Source organism: Micromonospora sp. DT63, from assembly GCF_049841615.1.
In the GTDB taxonomy this organism is placed as follows: domain Bacteria; phylum Actinomycetota; class Actinomycetes; order Mycobacteriales; family Micromonosporaceae; genus Micromonospora.
Map to the genome: position 1 here is coordinate 147,336 of NZ_JBNCKQ010000010.1, position 20,462 is coordinate 167,797.

The following is a 20,462-nucleotide window of genomic DNA, read 5'->3' on the forward strand; positions in this document are numbered from 1 at the left end:
GGGGGAGCTGGAAGAGGTGGTGGGCGATTCCCGTAGGGCTCCGATAATGGCGGGCATTTTCGGCGGTATGCCGAGCGGGTTCCGCGCCGAGTGGACGGGACAGGCCGGGACTGTCCCGGCCCGCACCGTGGTGTCAGCGTGCCGCTGTGGCGGTCACGTGGACGCGCTTGCCGATCCGTCCCGCCTCGGCGAGCAAGTCGGCTCCCCACCGTTTCCACAGGCCGTCGAGCCGGGAGGTCACGATGACGTCGTCGACTGCCCCGTCCTCCAGTGTGGTGCGTAGCCCGATGCCGTGCCGGACATCGTGCCGTCCCGGTTCCGCTGCGGCGAGTCGGGCGACGGCGTTCACGTCGAGGTCGTACAACACGGCGGCCGGCAGGCCGGGGGGCACCTGATCGCCGGCGCCGAGCACCGCCAGGCTCCCGCCGGCGGGCAGACTGGCCAGGACTCCGGCGATCTCGCCGGTGACGTCGCGGCCCTGAGCGGCCGCAGTCTGCTCCAGGACCTGGCGCAGCTCGTCCTCCCACGTCCAGTAATCGTCGCGGTAGCGCATCAGCAGGACCCAGCCCACCTCGAGCGGCGGGGACGGATGCTTGGCGAAGAAGCGGTCCATGTTGCGCAGCAGCTCGTCGAAGCGTGCCGGGTCCCGTGGGTGCGGCGACTCGATCGCCCACGCCGTCCGGCTCATGCGCAGGCCGACGCCGTCGCGCAGCAGGCGGTACGCCAACTCGAGGTCCTCGAAGCCCCACCCGACGAAATCCTCATCGAAGCCGCCGACGGCCGCGAAGTCGGCGGCCGCGACCGAGCAGTTGAGGGTGAAGAAGTTCTGGTACGGCACCAGCAGCCGGGACAGGTCGAACTCGTGGGCCGCGAGATGTGCGTGCCGGACGTCCCGCAACGTCGCGCCGGCACGTTCCACGAGTTCGTCAGGTGTCGATTCGTCCAGTTGCCGCATGAGACCGGCGTCGACTCCTTCCGGGTCGTAGCCGTACGTGTACCCGACGATCGCCCAGCGGCCGGGGACTTCGCGGTGGGCGCGCAGGTGGGCGTCGACGAAGTCGCGGCCCACGAACGTGCCCGTGTCGAGGAAGATCAGTAGAGGTGCGGTGGCCAGCCGGGCGCCGGCGTTGCGCGCCGTGCCTACCCGGTTGCCGCGGTCCTCCTGGCGGTGATACTTCAGGCGCAACCGGTCGCGGAACTCTCCGACGGCCGCTTCGGTGTCGTCGCTGGATCCGTCATCCGCGACGATCACTTCGAAACGATCGGTGTCCAGGCTCTGCCCAACCAGTTGGGCCAGATTGCGGCGTAACAGGTCCGCCCGGTTGTAGGTCGGGATGATCAGCGAGGCCGGCGGGGTGTCGTGGGACATCGGTCTGCTCCTTTCGGTGATGACGGCGGCGGGATGCGGCCGGAGCCGCTCACCCCCTTCTGAGGCGTCGGATCCGGCACGACCCGGCCGACAGGGCAGCTACGGATGTGACGCGGGTCACGTTCCGGATGCGGCTGTGGATGTCTCGTTCGTGTCCCAGGGGTCCGACGAGCAGATAGAGACCGTCCGCAACCGACAGGGGAGTGAGCAGATGACTGACCACGAGGAGCGTGGGCCGCGTTCGCCCGACGGGGTGCCGGTGCTGCTGGAGACGCCGGATCGACCGGAGGCAGTCAGCGAGCCGGTAGGTGTCGCGGCGGCCGTTCGTGCGCGGTGGGCCGTGACCGGGGTCTTCTTCGTCAACGGCCTGCTGCTGTCGACGTACATCACGCGGATCCCGTCGATCAAGGCTGTTCACCAGTTCGGTGACGCGCAGTTCGGCATGATCCTCACGCTGCTCGGCGTCGCGGCGTTGCTGACCATGCAGTTCGTCGGCGGCATGGTGGCACGGTTCGGCAGTTCCCGGGTGATCCGCACGATGTTGCTGTGCATGCCACTGGCCCTGGCCGCTGTCGGTTTCGCGCGAACCGCCCTGCAACTCGCCGTCGCGGTGATCCTGCTCGGCATCGTGCACGGCGCGACCGACGTGGCGATGAACGGCCATGCCGTAGTGGTCGAGCGCGTCGGTCGGCGACCCATCATGAACGGCTGCCACGCGGCGTGGAGCATCAGCGCCGTGCTGGCGTCGCTCGTCGGCGTCGGTCTGATCAAGGCCGGCATCGCCCCGTCGTGGCATCTGGCCGGCGTTGCGATAGTGATGCTCGCGGCCGCCCTGCCGCTGACCGCGATGTTGCTGCCCGCGTCGGTCGACCGCAACCCGGTGCAGGCCTCCGCCGACGCCAAGCCCCGGGCGAGCTGGCGTACCGGTTGGAGCCGCCGGGTGCTGATGTACGGCGCGATGGGCGCGACGCTCATGGTGTGCGAGGCGGCCGTGACCAGCTGGAGTGGCATCTACCTGCACGAGATCCGCGGTGCCGAGCTGGCCGTGGCGTCGCTGGCCTTCACCGCGTACACCGCCTTCCAGACGTTGATCCGGCTGTTCGGTGACCGCCTCACCGAGCGCTTCGGCGGTGCGGTTCTGTTCCGGGTGAGCGGGCTGGTCGGCATCGCCGGCATCGCGGTGGTCGTCCTCGTACCCTCGCCCTACGTGGCGATCGCCGGGTTCGCCATCCTCGGCGCCGGCACCGCCGTGCTGCTGCCGCTGATCTTCAGTGCGGTCGGCCACGCCGGTGGCGACGGACCGGGCGCGACAACGTTCGTCGCGCGGGCCACGACCTTCGCGTACGGCGGCATCCTGCTCGGCCCGGCGATGGTCGGTTGGTTCGCCGCGGTCTTCGGTCTCACCTGGACGTTCGCCGGGCTGCTCCCGCTGATGGCGGCGATCGTGCTGAACAGCCGCGTCATGGGACAGGCGGACGCCGCCACCGACCGGGAGGCGGCCGCCTGAGCCGGGGGCAGGGACGGTGTGGGTGCTTTCCCCTTGCCCCGCCCGTCCCTGCCGCCGCCTCACTGCGTCATGTGCTGCGCATCGAAGCCGTAGCTGCCGATCAGCTCGGCCTCGGCGGCCTCCGGGCCGCCGGCCACCCGGGCCTTGAAGTCTCGCTGGAACGCCGCGAACGCCTCCACGCCGCCGAGGGCGTTGGAGCCGTCGGAGACGCCTACGTGAACGAACGTGACTCCGTCGGCGAGGCGGAAGGCCGCATAGCTCAGGCCGTCGGGCCGCTCGGCGGTCAGCTCGGCGAACACCTCCTCGATCAGGCGCTGATTCTCCTCGGCCGAGTCCGGCCGCATCTCGTACCGCACCACGAATCCCTGTCCCATCGCGTTCCCTTCTCCTTGCGGGCCGCCGACGGCGACCCGCTGCCGATGTGTGGTCGCTGGTCGGTCGGCGCCGGGCGTACTCCCGCAGGCCGGCCACGTAGAGGTTGGGGGTTTCCAGTGCGGGGAAGTGGCCCACCGCGCTCGTACTCCCGTCAGTGGACGATCGACGGAAAGTCGCTGTCGGCGTAGCGCCCGATGGGCCGTGCCGGGTCACGCTGATGAACGGCCATGGCGAGCGGTACCAGCGGCGGCACGGCCGGGTACGCCGACGTCCCGCCCCGCAGCGCGCCGGCGGGCTGCGGCGAGACGACTGCCCCGGCCGTCCAGGCGGTCCGCGGAGCGTCGATTCGGAACGGCTTCAACGCGCTCCTAACAGGTCGCGGCGATGGTTCGGGAATGGCATAGGCAGCAGTTTCGTGAGCCCGGTGAACGCGGGTGCACGCGAAGCATTCCCGCGCTGGCCATGCTATCGGGGGCCGCTGGCGGTGGTCGATCGGCGCGCGCAAGGAGCGCAATCTGCGAGAAGTCTGCTCCGGTGCTGCTGCCTACTCTGACTGCACCTGGTCGACCGTCATGAATGTGTGGAGGCAGCATGGGGGAGTCGAATCGCCTGCGGTCGTCCCGGGCTCCAGCGGCGCGGACCCTTTCGCGGCACGACAACTCTCACATCCAGGTCCGGGTCTTCGCCCACGCCCGTCAAGACCCGGTTGGGCACCTTCTCCATCCCGCTACCGCGGACGGCGGCCGCCGATGATCCGGCGTCGTCCGAGGCGGTTCTGCGCACCGCCGGGCTGGTCGATCCGCCGTAGGCGCTGACGCGGCCCGGCGTCGTCAGTCGCCTGTTCCCGCACCCCTGAGAACCCTGGCCTGCGTCGACGCCGGCCAGGGTCACCGTGCGAAAACGCGAACACCTATCGAAAGGGCCCCTGAGATGGCGATAACCGAGACCGCATCCGCGCCACCGAGCCGGCTGGACACCCGCCGCTGGCTCATTCTCGCCGTGTTGTGTCTGGCGAACTTCATGGTCATCCTCGATTCGCAGGTCACCATCCTGGCCGTGCCGTCCATCCAGTCGGCACTGCAGATGACTCCGGGCGCGGCGCAGTGGGTGCTGAGCGCGAACCTGATCACCTTCGGCGGCATGCTGCTGCTCGGCGGACGCGCCGCGGACCTGCTGGGCCGGCGTCGGGTCTTCATGGCCGGAACGGTGCTGTTCCTGATCGTCTCGCTGGTCTCCGGCCTCGCGTGGAACGGTGAGGTGCTGATCATCGCCCGGGCGCTGCACGGGGTCTCGGCCGCGCTCATGGCGCCAACCGCGTTGTCGATTCTGACCAGCGAGTTCCCGGAGGGCCCGCACCGGCACCTGGCACTCGGCGCGTGGGCCGGCATCGCCGGCGTCGGCGCCACCATCGCGCTGCTGGCCGGTGGCGTTCTCGTCGACGTACTCGGCTGGCAATGGATCTTCTTTCTCAACATCCCGGTGGCCATCGTGATGCTCGTCGTCAGCCCGCTGCTCCTGCGCGAGAGCACCGATGTCACCCTGCGCCGCCGGTACGACGTGGCCGGCGCGCTCTCCAGCACCGCGATGCTGGCGCTGCTCATCTACGGCGTGCAGCTCGCGCCGACCGCGGGCTGGTTCGCCGGCCGTACCCTGGCGGTGTTCGGCGCCGCGGTGGCGCTGCTGATCCTGTTCGTGGTGATCGAGTCACGGTCGGAGGCGCCCCTGCTGCCCCTGCGGATCCTGCGGTCGAACTTCGTGGTGGGTGGCAACCTCTCGATGGTGACCATGGGCATGCTGGCCGTCGGCGTCTCGGTGCTCGTGTCCCAGTACGCCCAGGGTGACCTGCTCGGATGGTCGGCGACGGAATTCGGGCTGCGTCAAGCGATCATGCCGTTCATGGCGTTCGCTGGCTCGTTCATCGGCCAGCGGTTCGTCACCCGCTACGGCACCCGCGCGGTGGCGGTCGTCTGCCTGGTGCTCATGGGCGTCGGCCCGGGCATGATGATTTTCGCGGTGGGCGCCGGTGGCCCGTTCCTGCTGATTTTCGCGGCCATGTTCTTCTTCGGCTCCGGCCTCGGCCTCGGCACGGTCGCCGCCTCGGCTGCCGCCCTGACCGGCGTACGGGAGAACGACCTGGGCCTGGCCTCCGGCATGAACACGGCCGCGCAGCAGATAGGTGGCGGTTTCGGCGTGGCCATCGTCTCCACTGTCCTGGTCTCGTACTCGACCGGCGGCACTCCGCAAGCCGCCGAGATGGCGGGTTACCAAGCCGGCTTCGTCGCGTGCGTCGGCTTCGCCCTCCTCGGGCTGCTGGTCACGGTGCCCTTGCTGCGGGGCGTGCGGCGTCCCCAGCCCCGGGATCCGGCACTCGAGTTCGCGGTGCACGCGGACTGATCGCCCGCCCGGCTCGGCTGACCCCTCAGCTGAGCCGGGCGACGCGCCGTTCCAGATAACGGCGCTCCGGCAGACTTGTGGCGCGGCGAGCGGCCAGCTCGTACGTGTCGCGTGCCGCGTCGTGCTCGCCGGCCATCTCCAGAAGATGCGCGCGTACGGCGTGCAGCCGGTGACCGTCGGCCACCCGGGCGTCGTCGACCAGCGGCTCGAGCACGGCGAGCCCGGCGTGCGGCCCGTGCACCATGGCCACCGCGATCGCTTCGTTGAGTTGCACGACGGGATTGGGCCAGATGCGGGCGAGCAGTCGATAGAGCACGAGGATCTGCGGCCAGTCGGTGTCCTCCGCCCGAGCCGCCTCGTCGTGCACCGCCGCGATGGCGGCCTGCAACTGGTAGACCCCCAGCGGCGCCGACGACAACGCTCCAGTGATCAGCTTGACGCCCTCGTCGATGTAGTCGCGGTTCCACCGGGAGCGGTCCTGCTCGCCCAGCGGGATGAGGCTTCCGTCCGGCCCGGAACGCGCCGGACGACGCGCCTCGGTGAGCAGCATCAACGCCAGCAGCCCGGTCACCTCCCCGTTGCCGGGCAGCAGCCGGTGCAGCTCCCGGGTGAGGCGCACCGCTTCGGTGATCAGCTCCGGACGGTTCAACTCAGCCCCGGTCGTCGCGGCGTACCCCTCGTTGAAGATCAGATACAGCACCTGCAGCACGACCGCGAGCCGGTCCTCCAGTTCGCCCTCCGGCGGCAGGCGGAACTCGGAGCCGGCCGCCTTGATGCGCTGCTTGGCGCGGGTGATGCGGCGGCTCACTGTCGCCTCCGGAACCAGGAACGCCCGCGCGATCTGTGCTGTCGTCAGCCCGCCCACCGCGCGCAGGGTGAGCGCGGCCTGCGACAGCGGCGAGACGGCTGGATGACAGCAGAGGAACAGCAGGGTGAGCGTGTCGTCGGGAGAGCCCGGGGCGTCGGCTGGCGGCGCGTGCATCTGATCGGCGGGGGTGAGCGCCGCAACGGTCACCTCACGCTGCTGACGTGCCGTCTCGCTGCGCCGCGCGTCCACCAGCCGCCGGGTGGCAACTCGGATGAGCCAGCCCACGGGGTTGTCCGGAACGCCTTCCTGCGGCCACTGCACGGCCGCGGCCACGAGCGCCTCCTGCACGGCGTCCTCGCACGCGTCGAACGAGCCGTGCCGCCGCACCAGGGCACCGAGCACACGGGGCGCCAGCCCGGCCAGAACGTCGTTCATGCTCACATCTCCCAGCCGGACAGGCCCAGGACGGGCCGGATCTCGACCGCCTGGCTACCGGCCACGGGCAGGCGGCGTCCGATCTCGACAGCGCGGGCGTGGCTCTCGCAGTCGACGACGAAGAATCCGGCCACGTACCGGCCGCCGGACTCGACGGACCCCTCAACCAGCTGCGGGCCGTCGGCAGCGTCCTTCGTCTGTAGCGTCGTCGTGTTGATCGGGTCGGCGAGCGCGGTGGCGTCGATCAGTTCACCCGATTCGGCGAGCTCGTGCAGCAACGACTCGACAGGTGGCGGCCGGTCCTCTCCGCTGCCGGCCGCGGACCGGCCACCGCGCAGGAACATCGGGTGCACCCAGGCGCCGGGGTCGCCGTAGACGACCAGGACGAACCTCATGACGTCTGCCTTCCTCTGCGGTGAGCGGCCTGGCGGGCGGTGACGTGCGGAACGATACCCAGCAGATCCGGCCCAGGCGTTGTCCCACAACTCCAACTCCACCAGGTGCGACCGGCGTACCAGATCGGCCGAGCCCGCGTCCGCGCAGCTGCGCGTCACTGAGCTCTTCGACCGCTCCCACCATTGACGGTGTGATGATCGGGTGGTGCGGGTGATGATGGCCACCGATGCGGGGCACCCGGGGCGGACGAATGAGGATTTCGCCGGTGCCGTGCCGTCCGGCGTGGTTCTGGTTGACGGCGCGGGCGGCATCGCCGGCGCCGAGAAGGTCTGCCACCACGGAGTGACCTGGTACGCCACCCGTCTCGGCGGTGCTCTCCTGGGCGCGTTGTCCCAGCACCGGACCCTAGGTGAGGTGCTGGCCGAGAGCATCGAGCGGATCACCGACGAGCATCGCGACACCTGCGATGTCACCAACTCGATCAGCCCTTACGCGGCAGTCGCGATGCTCCGGTTCTCGGATGGCCTCGTCGAGCACCTGGTCCTTGGAGACGCCGTGGCGGTCATCGGCCGGACCGGCGCCGATCCCTTGGTCACCCGCGACCCGCGCGAGGCGATGATCGCCAGTCCCGTGGAGGCCCGGCTGAAGGGCGTGCCCGAGGGCACTGACGAGTACCGGCGGATCCTGCTGGAGTTGCGTGCTCGACGCAACAGCCCGGGCGGTTTCTGGGTGGCCAAGGACGACCCGCGGGTTGTGGACGAGGCGATCACCGGCAGTTGCCCAACCGACGAGGTGACAGTTGCCGCTCTGCTGAGCAACGGCGCGAGCCGGCTGGTGGACACCCTCGGACTGACCAGTTGGGCGGGACTGCTGCACCTGGCGGAGACCGCCGGACCCGGCGAGGTCATCGGCCGGGTCAGGGAGGCCGAGGTTCGCGGCGACGTCGCCCCGGACGACGCGACGGTCATCTGCTGCAGCCGCACGAGACAGCTCGGCGACGGGTAACCGATCATCGGTTCCCGGCCGGGCATACTCGCTGTTCATGACGTACGACCTCGCGGTCTGGGAAGGCGAGCGCCCAGACGAGTCGAACGCGGCGGTGACTTTCAGCGCCCTGTACGACCAGTACATCGAACGAGACGATCCGACGTTGATACCGCCCACGCCAGCGATCACGGCGTACGTGGAGTCGCTGCTTGACCGGTGGTACGAGATGGGGGACCCACGCGACGTCGATGACACGAGCCCGTGGTCGGACGCGCCCCTGACGAACAATGCTCAAGGTCCGATCATCTACCTTGCCATGCGCTACAGCATGGCCGCCGAGGTCTCCGCCGCCTGCGCTCATCTGGCGGCCGAGAGCGGGCTTGTCTGCTTCGACGTTCAATGGAACCAGCTCCGTCCAACCGCCACCGAGTCGTAGCGGGCGACACCATCGATCGCACCGACGTCGTCGAGCCAACCTGGCCCGTTGACTTCAGCGAGCCTGTCGGGAAGGTCAGGCAGCCTGCTCAGGCTGCGCGGCGTCCCCAGGCCGAGATCAGCGGCGCGAGGGTGAGGTCGAGTTCGCCGGCATCGACGGCGGCCAGGTGCGCGTCGATCTCGGCGTCGTCGGCCAGCCCGGCGGCGAGCAACTCGGCGCGGACCAGGCGCACCGTCGCCGTCTCCAGCCGGTCGCAGGCCACCCCGCCGACCGGGAAGGAACCGGCCGCCGCCACATCGACCAGGCCCGCCGCGCGCAACGACTGCGGCAGCGTACGGCCGTAGCGCAGATCGGCGCCGCGGCGCGTCAGCAACTCCCGGACGGCACGCCGCAGTCGGTTGGCACGCCGCTGCGCCGGACCGACCTCATCGAGGCAGGCCAGCGGCTGCAACTCGGTGTCGGCGTCCTCGATCAACAACCAGCCGCCGGGCTTCAGCGCCGCCACCATCGTCGCCAACGCCCGGGCACGGTCGGGCACGTGAACGAGCACGAGCCGTGCGTGTACCAGGTCAAACGTGCCGGACTGCGGCGGCGGGTTCGCGACGACGTCGTGCCGAAGCACCTCGTACCCGCCGTGCGGGTCCAACCAGGTCGGGTTGATGTCCGTGGCCAGCACGTGACCGGTTGGTCCGACGGCCGCGGCCAGGGCCTCGGGAATGCTGGGACCTCCGGCACCGACTTCCCAGCAGCGCCAGCCCGCCCTCAGCCCGAGCCGGTCGAGGTGCCCGCGCGTGACACCGTCGAACAGCTCGGCCAGCCAGCCGAACCGCTCGCCCGCCTCGCGCCGGGCATTGTCGAGCAGGTAGCGGTGATCCGGCGCAGCCTCGGGGGAGTGCGGTGGCGGGGTCCCGGACCGGGTGCCCGCGGTATTCACCGGTTCGTCAGTCGTCGCGTCCGGCTCGGGCTCGGGATCGACGACGGGCTGCGATGAAGTCATGCCCCCATCCTCACGCCACCGCGTGCGGTGTCAGCAGGAAACGGGCTGCATTCGAACACAGCCCCGGCTCCGGCCGACCAGGCCGACCCCGCACCCTCGACACGATCGGCCGCCCGGGGATCGAGCAGCGCTGTGGGCCAGCGTTTCGGTCAGCCCGGTCGACCAGGGCCTGCGGCACGTCGCGGAGCGCGCGGTCGGAGTCCGGCGAGATCTTCGCCGGGATGGGCGCTCGTCCTCCCGGGGCGACCGCACGTCGATCGCCCCGGGTTCCGTTTGGCGGATGGCCGGCGTATTCCCTAGATCGACGTGGCCGGTGTCAGCTCGACGACGCTGCCGGTGGCGCGGGACCGCTCGGCCGCCCAGACGACTCGGTGGGAGGAGATGCTCTCCTCGGGTCCGGAGGTGACACGTGAGCGGTCCCCGGTGGCGACCGCCGCGATGAACGCCTCGATGAGCGCCCCGTCGGCGCCGCCGTGCCCGTCCGCGGCCGAGGCGTCGCCGTCGGGATCCAGGTTGATGGTCTCGACGGTGTCGGTGAGGAAGTCGTGGACGTGCAGGGTACGACCGTCTCCCTCGATGCTGCCGAACGTGCCGAAGATCCGCGTCTTGCGAAAGTCGAGCGCGGTGAAGGCCGTCATCGTGAAGGCGACCGTGGTGCCGCCCTCATACTCGAGGTTGACCACCTGGTGGTCGACGACGTCGTTGCGGCCCGCGTAGACGCAGACGCCGTACGGGCCGTCCCTGAGGGCTTTGTGGACACCGTCCGCGCTGACGTCGTCGGTGAGTACGCCTAGCGGCCATGCCTCGTGGACGGGGTCACCGAGGAAGCGTTCGTAGATCCGGATCGCGGAGTAGGCACAGGATCGTTCGACCGGGCAGTCGACGCAGCGCTCGGTCGCTCCGGCTGGACGGTTCTCCGGCCGGAAGTGGGCGAGGCCGCCGAAGGAGGAGACCCGTCGGACCGGTCGGCCGATGAGGTGGCCGAGCCAGTCGATGTCGTGGCAGGACTTGGCGAGCAGCATCGACGAGGATTCGGCCTCCACCGCCCAGTTGCCGCGCACGTAGCTGTGGGCGTGGTGCCACCAGCCGACCGGCTCCAGGTGATCGATGCTGACGATCGCGCCGATCCGCCCGGAGTCGATCAGCCGCTTGAGTGTCTGGGAATAGGGCGTGTATCGGAGTACGTGACAGACGGCGAGGAGGACGTCGTTGTCGACGGCTGCGGCGACGATCCGTTCCGCCTGCTCGGGCAACGGGGCCATCGGCTTCTCCAGCAGGATCGCGTAGCCGCGTTCGGCGAAGGCCACCACCGGCTCGACATGCGCGCGATCGGGGGTCGCCACGATCACCGCGTCGGCGAGCCGGGGCTGTGCGGCGAGGTCTTCCCACGAGGCGAACCGGCGCTCCGCGGGTACGTCGAACTCGTCGGCCAGGGTGCTGCGGCGGGCGGGGTCGGGATCGGCGACAGCCGCGATCGTGGCGTTGGCGGTGGCGACGGCGAGCCGCGCGTAGGCGGCGCCTCGCGCTCCGGCACCGACGATCGCCAGTGTGATGGACATCAGGTGTCTCCTATTTGATGGCGCCGGAAAGGATGCCTTTGACGAAGTGGCGCTGGAAGAAGAGGTAGAGGATGACCACGGGGACGATGACGATGATCGTTCCGGCGCTGAGCAGCGGGATGTTGCGGCCGTAGGCCTGGATGAACTTGCCGAGCCCGGACGGCGCCGTCCGCATCGCCGGGTCCTGGATGAGGATCAGCGCGAGCAGGAACTGGTTCCACGCCCACATGAAGTAGAGAAGGCCGAGGGTGGTGAGCGCCGGCCGGGCGGTGGGCAGCAGGACCTGGCGCAGGATCTGCCTGCTGGTCGCGCCGTCCATCTCGGCGGCCTCGGTGAGTTCCGGCGGCAGCGACTCGAAGTGGCTGCGCATCCAGAACACCCCGAACGGCATGAACGCCCCGATGAGCGGCAGGATGACCGCCCAGTAGGTGTTGAGGAGTCCGACCGACTTGAGGTCGTAGTAGAGCGGGATGACGATCGACTCGTACGGCAGGGCCAGGCCCAGCATGAGCAACGCGAAGATCGGCCCCCGGACGGCGAGCCGCATCATCGCCAGCCCGTATCCGGCGAGCGTCGCGAGCACCAGAGCGAGGGGTACGACGCCGAGCGCGATGATCAGGCTGGACCGCATGAGGTCAGCGAAGCCGCCTGTCGACCAGGCGTCGACGTAGTTGTGCCACTGCGGATCCGACGGCCACGCGAGGCCCGGGCTGAGATTGTCCTGTGGTTGCAGCGACGCGGCGAGGATCGCGTAGAAGGGAACCAGCACCGAGGCGGTGGCAGCCAGCAGCGACAACCGGGTCATCGACCGGATCATGTCTTCTCCCGGGTGAGGCGGTTGAGGGCGAACATGACCGCGCAGGTCAACAGGGACAGGACGACGGCGAGCGCACAGGCGGTGCCGACCTGCCCCGCGGTGAAGGTCAGCCGGTAGATGGCGACACCGGGCACCAGTGTCGACTCGCCGGGACCGCCGGCGGTCATCACGTAGACGACGTCGAAGCTGGCCAGGGCTGCGATCACGGTGACGGTCGCCGCGACCGACATCTCCCGGCGCAGACCCGGCACGGTGACGTGCCAGAACTCGTGGATCGCACCGGCGCCGTCGAGTCGGGCGGCTTCGTACAGGGCCGGATCGATCTTGCCGATTCCGGAGTACAGCAGCAGGAAGCAGAGCCCGGTCGAGACCCAGGTCCCGACGACTCCGACCGCCGGGTAGGCCCAGGTGAAGTCACCCAGCCAGGCCCGGGTGAGGTCGGACAGGCCGACCGCGCGCAGCAGCGCGTTGAACGGTCCGTCGTCGTCGAAGAACAGCTTCCAGACGCTGCCGACCGCGACCAGCGGAAGGATCTGCGGCAGGAAGATCACGGTACGGACGAAGGGCATGCCCTTCCAGGGCACGTTCGCGACGAGCGCCGCCAGCACCAGGCCGAAGCAGATCGGGATGACCGAGTAGAAGAGGATCAGCCCGAAGGCGTGGACCAGGGAGAGCCGCAGCGCCGGGTCGGCGAGGATCTCCCGGTAGTTGTCGAGCCCGGCCCAGGTGGCGACGCCGATTCCGTTCCAGTCCCAGAACGAGATCCAGAGGCTGTGCAGCCAGGGCGCGATCACGAAGGCCGCGTAGAAGAGCAGCGCCGGTGCGGTGTAGAGCAGCGGTACGAGTCGTGCCCGCGACCGCCGGGCCCGCACCGGCGTCGCGGGGGCGACGACGGTGCGGTCCCGGACGGCCACGCGGTTCGCGAGGCTGTCAGCCATGCGTCTTGGCCCAGTCGGACTGGACGGCCCGGATGAAGGTGGCGGGGTCGACCTTGCCGGCGATCAGCTTCTGGGTCTCGGCGACCAGCGTGTCGTTCATGGTCGCGGTGGCGTTGTTGTTGAACCCGATGAGCCCGTCATCGGCGTTGACCTTGTTCCACGCGGCGATCAGGTCGGCGGAGATCGTGCCGGGCTCGGCGGTCACGGTGGAGGTGTCCGAGGGCAGGAAGCCCTGGGCGAAGGAGGCCTTGGCAGCCTCCGGGCTGCGCAGGAAGTCCAGGAAGGCGGCGGCGGCCTGCGCGTTCTTCGACTTCCGCGAGATCCCGTACGCCACCGAGGTGCCGATCGCGGTGGCCTTGGGGCCGGGGAAGGGCACGAAGCCGGCGTCGCCCCGCAGCGCGTCGCCGATCTTCTTCGAGTCCCAGGAGCCGTCCACGAAGAAGACGCCGTCGCCCTTGGTGAACTTGTCCACCGCACCCTGCAGGTCGATGCCGTTGGCGTCCTTGGAGTAGTAGCCCTTCGTACCCCAGTCGGTGATGCTCTGGGCGCCCTTGGCGTTCCCGGCGGTGTCGAAGGTGGCGCCGCCCTCACCGAAGACCCACTTGGCGTACGCGGCCGGGCCGTCCGTGGACTGCCCGATGAGCTGGACCGGGAAGGAGGCGTGGCCCTCCTTGTTGCCGAGCTGGAGCGGGGTCTCGCCGCCGGCCTTGGCCTTGGCCAGGGCGGCCTCCAGGTCCTCGAGTGAGGCCGGAGCGGCGGCGATGCCGAGCTTCTTCAACTTGGCCTTGTTGTAGTAGAGCCCGACCTGCGAGAAGGAAGCGGGTGCCGCGTACAGGTCGCCGGAGCCGAGGGTGGTGCCGTCCTTGGCGACCCGCCACTGGTTGAGCTGCCCGGCCGGGTACGCCGTCTCCCAGCCGTACGCCTTCGCATACGGCTGAAGGTTGAGGATCAACTGGTCCTTGACCGTGGTGCCCACCGCGTTGAGCAGCACGATGTCGGGGGAGGTGTCGCTGGACAACGCGAGGTTGAGCGACTTGTTGTAGTCGTCGTACGTGGTGTCGACGTAGTTGATCTTGACGTTGGGGTGCTTCGCCTGGAACGCCGGGATGATGTCCTTCATGGCGGCACCCGACTCGGGGGTGGCGATCAGGTTGAGTTCCACAGGTCCGGACGGGACGCCGGTCTGGACGGCCGCGTTCGCGTCGGCGGCCGGTCCGTCGCTGGAGGAGCTGCCGGGTGCGCACGCGCCGAGCGCGAGGAGCACTGCTGCCGCGCTGAGCGCACTCTTCACCGATGGCAATGACTTCATGGGGGATCTCCCTGGGCAGGAGTAGTTTCGAAGGAAAGTTGCGTTCGCTATAGTGAGCGGTCTACGAACCCACGTCAAGGGGCAGCGAATGACCGTAGGTGACGCTCTTCCGGGCGGGGACCAGAGCGCCCTACGGCATCTGAACACGCGCCGTGTGCTGCGGCTGCTCTACGAGGGGCCGTCGCTGACCATCAGCGGTGTCGCCCGCGAGACCGGGTTGTCCCGCCCCACCGTGCAGGGCATCCTGACCTCCCTGGTGGAGTCCCGACTGCTGCTGCTGGACGGTTTCGACACCGCCCGGACCGGGGGGCGGCCGGCGCAGCGGTACCGCTTCGCCGCGGACGCGGGCATCCTGGCCGGCCTCGACATCGGGGCGCACGCGGTGTCGGTGCGGATCACCGACCTCGCCGGAGCGCAGGTGGCGGCCGCCCGGGCCGCGATCGACCCGGCCCTGGACCCGACCGGCCGCATCGACGCCGCGGTCAACCTGCTGCGACGGACGATCCCGGCCGACTCACCTCGGCTGTGGGCGGCCTGTGCCGGCTCCCCGGGCATCATCGCCGACGGTGTGGTGCGGCTGAGCGTGGCCATCCCGGACTGGACCGGCACGGCTCTTGCCAAGGAACTCGCCGGCCGCCTGGACTGCCCGGTGAGCGCCGTCAAGGACGCCAACCTCGCGGTCCTCGCCGAGCACCGGGTCGGTGCCGCGCAGGGCGTCGACCACGTCCTGTACGTGCACGCCGGGCATCGCCTCGGCGTCGGTGTCCTGGTCGACGGCAGGCCGTTCGGCGGTGGCCGGGGGGCTGCCGGCGAGATCGGTCGGCACCCGGGCCTGGGCTGGGAGGCAGCCCCCCGAAAGCTGCTCTCCGACGCCGGGGTCGCTCCCGGCATGAATTCCCGCGAGTGGGTCTTCGCGCAGGCCAGACGGGGGGACAAGCGTGCGGTCCGGGCCGTCGACGACTACGCCCGGGCGCTCGCCGAGGGGGTGGGCGCCATGGTTCTCGCCATGGACCCGCAGGTGGTCGTGGTGGGCGGTGGCATCGCGCGCGCCGGCGAGACGGTGATGGAGCCGGTGCGGCGCCACCTCGCCGAGATCCTGTACGAGTTGCCAGGCCTGACGATCTCCGCGCTCGGAGACGACGCGGTGGCGATCGGCGCGGTCGAGACCGCCCGGGACACGGTCCGCGCGGAGCTGTTCACCGACGGCTCTTGACAGCGGCTGGGCTCGCCGGCATATTCCGAAAGAACTTTTCTTTCGTTACCCCCGGGAGTGCCACATGGCGCATCGCTTTCGAAGAGTTCTCGCCGCAGCCAGCTCGATGATCCTCGGAGTCACCCTCGCCGGCATCGTCACCGCCGCGCCGGCGCAGGCCGGCGACACCCCGCCCAGCCCGCTCGCCAAGCCGGGCTACACGCTCGACTTCTCCGAAGAGTTCGACGTCAGCACCCTGAACACGAACCGCTGGCTGCCCTACTACCTGCCGCACTGGACCTCCCCCGCCAACCGCGAGCTGGGCGCCAAGGCGCGCTACACGATCGCCGACGGCGTGCTCACCCAGCGGCTCGACGCCGACACCCCAGCGTGGAATCCGCAGTACGACGGCACGGTCAAGATCTCCTCGTTCCAGACCTACAACAAGGACTACTGGCACAAGTTCAACGGCTCGATGCCGTTGAACCATCACGAGCCCGACTTCAACGGCTACACGTTCCAGTACGGCTACGTCGAGCTGCGGGCCAAGAAGTCGAACGTCGGCGGGGGCGGCCACCAGGCCCTCTGGCTGGTCGGCACCGGGGACACCTCCAGCGCATCGCGCAACCCCGAGGTCGACATGGTCGAGACGTTCTTCTCCGAGCCGAACAACTGGCGGATCGCCGCCCACAGCTGGGGCGACCCGAACTTCCTGTCCAGCTCGTACGCGTCGATCGCCCCCGTGCCCAGCGGGTCGCCGACCACCGAGTTCCACACGTACGGCATGGAGTGGACGCCCACCGACATCAAGTTCTACTACGACGGCCAGCTCTACCGGACGATCAACGACGCGCCCAACATGCCGATGGGGCTGATCATGGGCATCTACACCGACGCCGGCTCCGGTCAGCACAACGACGTCTGGCCCAAGACCTGGAGTGTCGACTACCTCCGCGTGTACAAGAAGGACGGCGGCTACCCGGTGGCCTATCAGCGGCTGAAGAACCGGCAGACCGGCCAGTACGTCAAGGACGACGGCAGCGGCACCGCCAGGTACGCCGCCGCTGCCAGCACCGACCAGTCCGCCCAGTGGGCCGTCGAGAACGTCGACGGTTACGTCCGGTTCAAGAACCGTGCCACCGGCAACTACCTGCACGTGGAGAACCAGACCGGCAACGTGCAGACCGGTGCGGTTCCCGGCACCTACTGGTCGGCGCAGTGGGCCCAGGAGCCGGTCGACGGCCGCTTGCGCCTGAAGAACCGTTGGAAGGGCACCTACGCCCATACCGAGAACATGACCGGCAGCGTCCAGTACGGTGCCGCGCCCGCCAACTGGTGGACCAGCCAGTGGGCCCTCGAACCCGCCTCCTGACGAACCGCAACCCACCGGCGTCGCCCGCTCTCAGTTTCCGCAGGTGAAAGGCCGCTTCCCGGATTCGGGAAGCGGCCTTTCACCTGTCGTGCAGACGAGCGCAGCGGTCCGCCTCGGCGGCCGAGAGCGTCACCGAGCCGTCCCCGCACTGGTCCCGGGCGAACTCTCGCCCGGGACCGCACCGGGAACGGGGCCTACGGTTTGCGGGCGAGGAGCCCGACGAAGGTGTGATAGGTGTCGGTCTGCGCCGGAGCGGGCGTACCCGGCTCGGGACGCCACTCGGCCAGCGGCACCAGCCCCGGCTCCAGCACCGTCAGCCCGTCGACGAACGAGAGGATCTCCTCGTCGGTACGCCAGCGGCCGGTGCCCAGCGACTCGTTGAAGACCCGCTCGACCTCGCGGGCCTTGCGGGAGCCTTCGGGGTCCCGCTCACCCGGGTCGCGGAAGTGCGAGACCGCCACATAGCTGCCGGAGGGCAGCGCGTCGATCAACGCCGCCGCCACCGCACGCGGATCCTCGTCGTCGCCAAGGTGGTGCAGGATCGCGAAGAGCAACAGGCCGATCGGCCTGTCGAAGTCGAGGAACCGACGTACGTCCGGGTGGTCGAGGATCTCCTGCGGCTCCCGGATGTCCGCCTGGATCACCGTCGCGGTGCCGTCGGCGGCGAGCAGAGCCCGGCCGTGTGTCAGGACGATCGGGTCATTGTCCACGTACACCACCTGAGCCTTCGGGTTCTGCTCGGTGGCGACCTCGTGGACGTTGCCCTGGGTGGGCAGCCCCGATCCAATGTCGAGGAACTGGTCGATGCCCGCCTCGGCGACGAGGAAGCGGATCACGCGACGCAGAAAGGCCCGGTTCGCCTGACCGGCCGCCGGCCCATCGGGTGTGATCCGCAGGGCGTGTTCGGCGACCTGTCGGTCGACCTCGAAGTTGTCCTTGCCGCCGAGGAAGAAGTCATAGACCCGGGCCACGCTGGGGATGCTGGGGTCGATGCCGGGGGGTGCCGCCTTGTCGCGGGTCACAGGCGTCTCCATTCGATCGGGACGGGCGCAGGCTGAGGTCTGCGGGCGGTGCCGGGTTGCGGCGAGTGTAGCGATCGGGAGGGTTGAATTCCGCCCCGACTGGTACCGCTCCCAGCCAGCCGTCCCCTCACCAGCGCACTCATCGAGCGACGCGCCCACCCGGGCGCCGACTGGCGGCTGGAGACGATCGGCGACGGATCGTCGGGCCCAACGCTGGCCGGGATGCCGGCTGGCGGTGGGCCCGACGTCAGTAACCCGTCAGCGGCCCTGCAGGCGCTTGACGTTGTCGCCGAAGGTCCAGCCCTTCGACCCGTCCCAGTTCGCCGACCAGGTCATCAGGCCCTTGATGCCGGGAACGCTGTTGTACGCCTGCGTGACCAGCGATGTCGACATGTAGCCGCCGCCCGCCCCGTTCTGCGCGGGCAGGCCCGGGACCTGCTTGTCGTACGGCACGCGGATGGTGGTGCCCCCGATGGTGAGGCCGTTGTTCAGGCACTGCGTCTGCACCGTGAACCCCTGCACGGTGCCGGCGGGGTACGAGTCGCCGGCGCAGCCGTACATGCTGCCGTTGTAGTACTGCATGTTCAGCCACCAGAGCCGGCCGTTGTCCACGTACTTCTTGATGATTGGCAGGTAGGAACCCCAGATCGAGCCGTAGACGACACTGCCGCCGGTGACGTAGGCGGTCTCCGGTGCCATGGTCAGGCCGAAGTTCGAGGGCATCCGGGCCAGCACTCCGTCGATGATCCGGATCAGGTTGGCCTGCGACGTCGACAGGGTGTTGATGTTGCCGCTACCGGTCAGGCCCGTCTCGATGTCGATGTCGATGCCGTCGAAGTGGTAGGCCGTCAGGATCGGCACGATCGTCGCGATGAACCGGTCGGCGACAGCGGTGGAGCTCAGGTCGATGCCCGCGGCGGCTCCGCCGATCGACATCAGGATCGTGGCGCCGGCGGCCTTGGCCTGGCACATCTCGGCCGGGGTGGCCACCTTCACGCCGGCGTCCATGCCGTTCTCCCAGAGGACCGTGCCGTCCGAGCGGATCACCGGGAACGCCGCGTTGATCACGTTGTAGCCGTGCTGGCTGAGCCGGCTGTCGGTGATCGGGATCCAGCCGAGTCCAGGGTGGACGCCGTTGGAGGCGCCGTCCCAGTTCTCCCAGTAGCCCTGCAGCACCTTGCCGGTGGGCCGCGACTTCACCGCGCAGGTCCCGCCAGTGGGCGGCGGCGTGGTGGGGGGAGCCGTGGTCGGCGGCGGCGTCGTCGGCGGCGCGGTCGTCGGTGGCGGAGTGGTGGGTGGAGCGGTCGTCGGGGGAGGCGTGGTGGGCGGCGGCGTGCTCCCCGAGCAGGCGCCCAGGTCACGCCACAGCGACGGGGTCGCGGCGGGGTTCCAGCCGGCGCCGGCGTACGCGGTGTGCGTGACCAGCGCCTGGTAGAGCCGGCCGCCGTAGGTCACCTGGGCGCCTGCCTGGTAGGTGGTGCCCTCGGCCCAGGCCGGTGCGGTGCAGGCGACCAGCGCGACGGCGTTGGCCGAGGACACGGCCGCCATGCTGCTGGGGACGAAGGCGATGGCGGCCGTGACGGTCATCGCCGCCCCGGCCACCACTGCGAATATTCGACGGCTTCTCATGGCTCACTCCCCGGCTTCGGCGACCCGTGACCTCCACATATTGACGTTGGTGCGCCTTAATAGCAAGGGTTGTTTACAGATAGCGGAAGTCGGGGCCACGTGCAGGTGGAGATGTGCCCTGGTCGTCGCCGAGAGCGCTGGCGCCCGGGTGCCGCGGCTACCGCTTCGAGAGGCGGCGACAACTGTCGTGCTGGATACTTCCCCGATGACCAATCCAGAGCTCGATCCGGACGTCTATCCACCCCTCGATCCTCGCGAGCCCGTTCCGGAGACCGCCGAGGAGCTGCTTCCCGGTACGCCGAGCGACCTGCCGGAGGCGCCCACCGAGCCGATGCCCGACGACGGCGATCCTCCAGGCGTACCCGAGCCGGCGTGACTGTCGTCCGGCGGCGCCGTCCCGCCTGCGTGCGGGCGGTCAGCAGGAGCGCGGCTGCCAGCTCACCTTCGTCACGTGCATGGGCACGTACAGGTCACCACTGCCGTTGGCTCGCGCGCAGACAGTGCCGGTGAGCGGCGTCCCGAGGTACGTGTAGGACCAGGTGATCTCGGCGTTCCGGGAGGTGTAGTTGTAGTAGTTGAAGGCCGGGGCGTAGCCGGACCACTCGGTGTTGGTCAGCACGGACGGCGTCTCGACCGGCCCCTGGGGCGGGTGGTTCCAGTTTGGCCAGATGCAGAGCATGCCCTGTGGGCAGTTCCCGGGGGCCCAGGGGCCGTCCGCCGCCTGGGTGGTCGCCGCCGAGGCGGCGGGGGCGGTGGCCAGTACACCTACGACGGATGCGGCGACGGCGATGGTCTTCAACAGCATGGTTCACCTTCTTAAATCGATGATCCTGAATGGAGATAAGCTACTGCGGGAAAGTTGAGACGTCAATGACCCGGGTGAGACCCGAGCGCGGTCGCCGACCGAGGCGTGAGATACG

Annotated in this window: 20 protein-coding genes; 7 read left to right on the forward strand and 13 right to left on the reverse strand. The window is 69.6% G+C overall.

Annotated elements, in window-relative coordinates; translation table 11 throughout:
* Nucleotides 1-133: 133 nt before the first annotated feature.
* Complete coding sequence (locus ACLQ27_RS28935) at nucleotides 134-1,369, reverse strand: glycosyltransferase (protein WP_357574536.1); 1,236 nt, start codon at nucleotides 1,367-1,369, stop codon at nucleotides 134-136.
* Between the two features lie 211 nt (nucleotides 1,370-1,580).
* Between ACLQ27_RS28935 and ACLQ27_RS28940 the strand changes: the two genes are divergently transcribed.
* Nucleotides 1,581-2,876, forward strand: a complete 1,296-nt coding sequence (locus ACLQ27_RS28940; RefSeq protein WP_357495469.1) for an MFS transporter — start codon at nucleotides 1,581-1,583, stop codon at nucleotides 2,874-2,876.
* A gap of 59 nt (nucleotides 2,877-2,935) precedes the next feature.
* On the opposite strand, the gene ACLQ27_RS28945 is transcribed toward ACLQ27_RS28940, so the two are convergent.
* Nucleotides 2,936-3,250, reverse strand: coding sequence for a hypothetical protein (locus tag ACLQ27_RS28945; protein ID WP_357495467.1), 315 nt, complete (start codon nucleotides 3,248-3,250; stop codon nucleotides 2,936-2,938).
* Between the two features lie 152 nt (nucleotides 3,251-3,402).
* Complete coding sequence (locus tag ACLQ27_RS28950) at nucleotides 3,403-3,612, reverse strand: hypothetical protein (protein WP_425869674.1); 210 nt, start codon at nucleotides 3,610-3,612, stop codon at nucleotides 3,403-3,405.
* Between the two features lie 569 nt (nucleotides 3,613-4,181).
* On the opposite strand from ACLQ27_RS28950, the gene ACLQ27_RS28955 reads away from it, so the two are divergent.
* Nucleotides 4,182-5,645 (forward strand): MFS transporter, encoded by a 1,464-nt coding sequence (locus ACLQ27_RS28955; RefSeq protein ID WP_234587572.1) that lies wholly within the window; start codon nucleotides 4,182-4,184, stop codon nucleotides 5,643-5,645.
* Nucleotides 5,646-5,670: 25 nt separating this feature from the next.
* Here ACLQ27_RS28955 and ACLQ27_RS28960 read toward each other — a convergent pair whose 3' ends face one another.
* Both ACLQ27_RS28960 and ACLQ27_RS28965 read right to left on the reverse strand, forming a co-directional pair.
* Nucleotides 5,671-6,888, reverse strand: a complete 1,218-nt coding sequence (locus ACLQ27_RS28960; RefSeq protein WP_234587574.1) for an RNA polymerase sigma factor — start codon at nucleotides 6,886-6,888, stop codon at nucleotides 5,671-5,673.
* A gap of 2 nt (nucleotides 6,889-6,890) precedes the next feature.
* Nucleotides 6,891-7,283 (reverse strand): YciI family protein, encoded by a 393-nt coding sequence (locus ACLQ27_RS28965; protein ID WP_357574535.1) that lies wholly within the window; start codon nucleotides 7,281-7,283, stop codon nucleotides 6,891-6,893.
* A gap of 214 nt (nucleotides 7,284-7,497) precedes the next feature.
* On the opposite strand from ACLQ27_RS28965, the gene ACLQ27_RS28970 reads away from it, so the two are divergent.
* Both ACLQ27_RS28970 and ACLQ27_RS28975 read left to right on the forward strand, forming a co-directional pair.
* The gene (locus ACLQ27_RS28970) at nucleotides 7,498-8,289 is read left to right on the forward strand and encodes a hypothetical protein (RefSeq protein ID WP_425869677.1); all 792 of its coding nucleotides are present in this window, start codon (nucleotides 7,498-7,500) and stop codon (nucleotides 8,287-8,289) included.
* A 37-nt stretch (nucleotides 8,290-8,326) separates the two neighbouring features.
* Nucleotides 8,327-8,707, forward strand: coding sequence for a hypothetical protein (locus ACLQ27_RS28975; RefSeq protein ID WP_425869679.1), 381 nt, complete (start codon nucleotides 8,327-8,329; stop codon nucleotides 8,705-8,707).
* 88 nt (nucleotides 8,708-8,795) lie between these two features.
* Here ACLQ27_RS28975 and ACLQ27_RS28980 read toward each other — a convergent pair whose 3' ends face one another.
* The 5 genes from ACLQ27_RS28980 to ACLQ27_RS29000 all read right to left on the reverse strand — a co-directional run bounded on the left by ACLQ27_RS28980 (nucleotide 8,796) and on the right by ACLQ27_RS29000 (nucleotide 14,327).
* The gene (locus ACLQ27_RS28980) at nucleotides 8,796-9,704 is read right to left on the reverse strand and encodes a methyltransferase domain-containing protein (protein WP_425869681.1); all 909 of its coding nucleotides are present in this window, start codon (nucleotides 9,702-9,704) and stop codon (nucleotides 8,796-8,798) included.
* A 296-nt stretch (nucleotides 9,705-10,000) separates the two neighbouring features.
* Nucleotides 10,001-11,263, reverse strand: coding sequence for a Gfo/Idh/MocA family protein (locus ACLQ27_RS28985; protein ID WP_425869683.1), 1,263 nt, complete (start codon nucleotides 11,261-11,263; stop codon nucleotides 10,001-10,003).
* A gap of 10 nt (nucleotides 11,264-11,273) precedes the next feature.
* The gene (locus tag ACLQ27_RS28990; protein WP_357495452.1) at nucleotides 11,274-12,080 is read right to left on the reverse strand and encodes a carbohydrate ABC transporter permease; all 807 of its coding nucleotides are present in this window, start codon (nucleotides 12,078-12,080) and stop codon (nucleotides 11,274-11,276) included.
* Nucleotides 12,077-13,018, reverse strand: a complete 942-nt coding sequence (locus tag ACLQ27_RS28995; RefSeq protein WP_030328490.1) for a carbohydrate ABC transporter permease — start codon at nucleotides 13,016-13,018, stop codon at nucleotides 12,077-12,079. The genes ACLQ27_RS28990 and ACLQ27_RS28995 overlap by 4 nt, the downstream gene beginning before the upstream one ends.
* Nucleotides 13,011-14,327: an ABC transporter substrate-binding protein gene (locus tag ACLQ27_RS29000; RefSeq protein ID WP_425869686.1), complete on the reverse strand. Its 1,317-nt coding sequence runs from the start codon at nucleotides 14,325-14,327 to the stop codon at nucleotides 13,011-13,013. Before ACLQ27_RS29000 ends, ACLQ27_RS28995 begins: the two co-directional genes overlap by 8 nt.
* Before the next feature lie 88 nt (nucleotides 14,328-14,415).
* Between ACLQ27_RS29000 and ACLQ27_RS29005 the strand changes: the two genes are divergently transcribed.
* Both ACLQ27_RS29005 and ACLQ27_RS29010 read left to right on the forward strand, forming a co-directional pair.
* A complete protein-coding gene (locus ACLQ27_RS29005) occupies nucleotides 14,416-15,540 on the forward strand; it encodes an ROK family protein (protein WP_425869688.1) in 1,125 nt (374 codons plus the stop codon).
* A 64-nt stretch (nucleotides 15,541-15,604) separates the two neighbouring features.
* The gene (locus tag ACLQ27_RS29010; RefSeq protein ID WP_357495445.1) at nucleotides 15,605-16,891 is read left to right on the forward strand and encodes a family 16 glycosylhydrolase; all 1,287 of its coding nucleotides are present in this window, start codon (nucleotides 15,605-15,607) and stop codon (nucleotides 16,889-16,891) included.
* Nucleotides 16,892-17,085: 194 nt separating this feature from the next.
* Here the strand turns inward: ACLQ27_RS29010 and ACLQ27_RS29015 are convergent, their stop codons facing one another.
* Both ACLQ27_RS29015 and ACLQ27_RS29020 read right to left on the reverse strand, forming a co-directional pair.
* The gene (locus ACLQ27_RS29015) at nucleotides 17,086-17,913 is read right to left on the reverse strand and encodes an SAM-dependent methyltransferase (RefSeq protein WP_234587595.1); all 828 of its coding nucleotides are present in this window, start codon (nucleotides 17,911-17,913) and stop codon (nucleotides 17,086-17,088) included.
* A 258-nt stretch (nucleotides 17,914-18,171) separates the two neighbouring features.
* Nucleotides 18,172-19,542: a carbohydrate-binding protein gene (locus tag ACLQ27_RS29020; protein ID WP_425869690.1), complete on the reverse strand. Its 1,371-nt coding sequence runs from the start codon at nucleotides 19,540-19,542 to the stop codon at nucleotides 18,172-18,174.
* A gap of 205 nt (nucleotides 19,543-19,747) precedes the next feature.
* Between ACLQ27_RS29020 and ACLQ27_RS29025 the strand changes: the two genes are divergently transcribed.
* Entirely contained in the window at nucleotides 19,748-19,918 is a 171-nt protein-coding gene (locus tag ACLQ27_RS29025; protein WP_234587599.1) for a hypothetical protein, read from the forward strand.
* 39 nt (nucleotides 19,919-19,957) lie between these two features.
* Here ACLQ27_RS29025 and ACLQ27_RS29030 read toward each other — a convergent pair whose 3' ends face one another.
* Nucleotides 19,958-20,347: a hypothetical protein gene (locus ACLQ27_RS29030; RefSeq protein ID WP_357495440.1), complete on the reverse strand. Its 390-nt coding sequence runs from the start codon at nucleotides 20,345-20,347 to the stop codon at nucleotides 19,958-19,960.
* Nucleotides 20,348-20,462 lie beyond the last annotated feature (115 nt).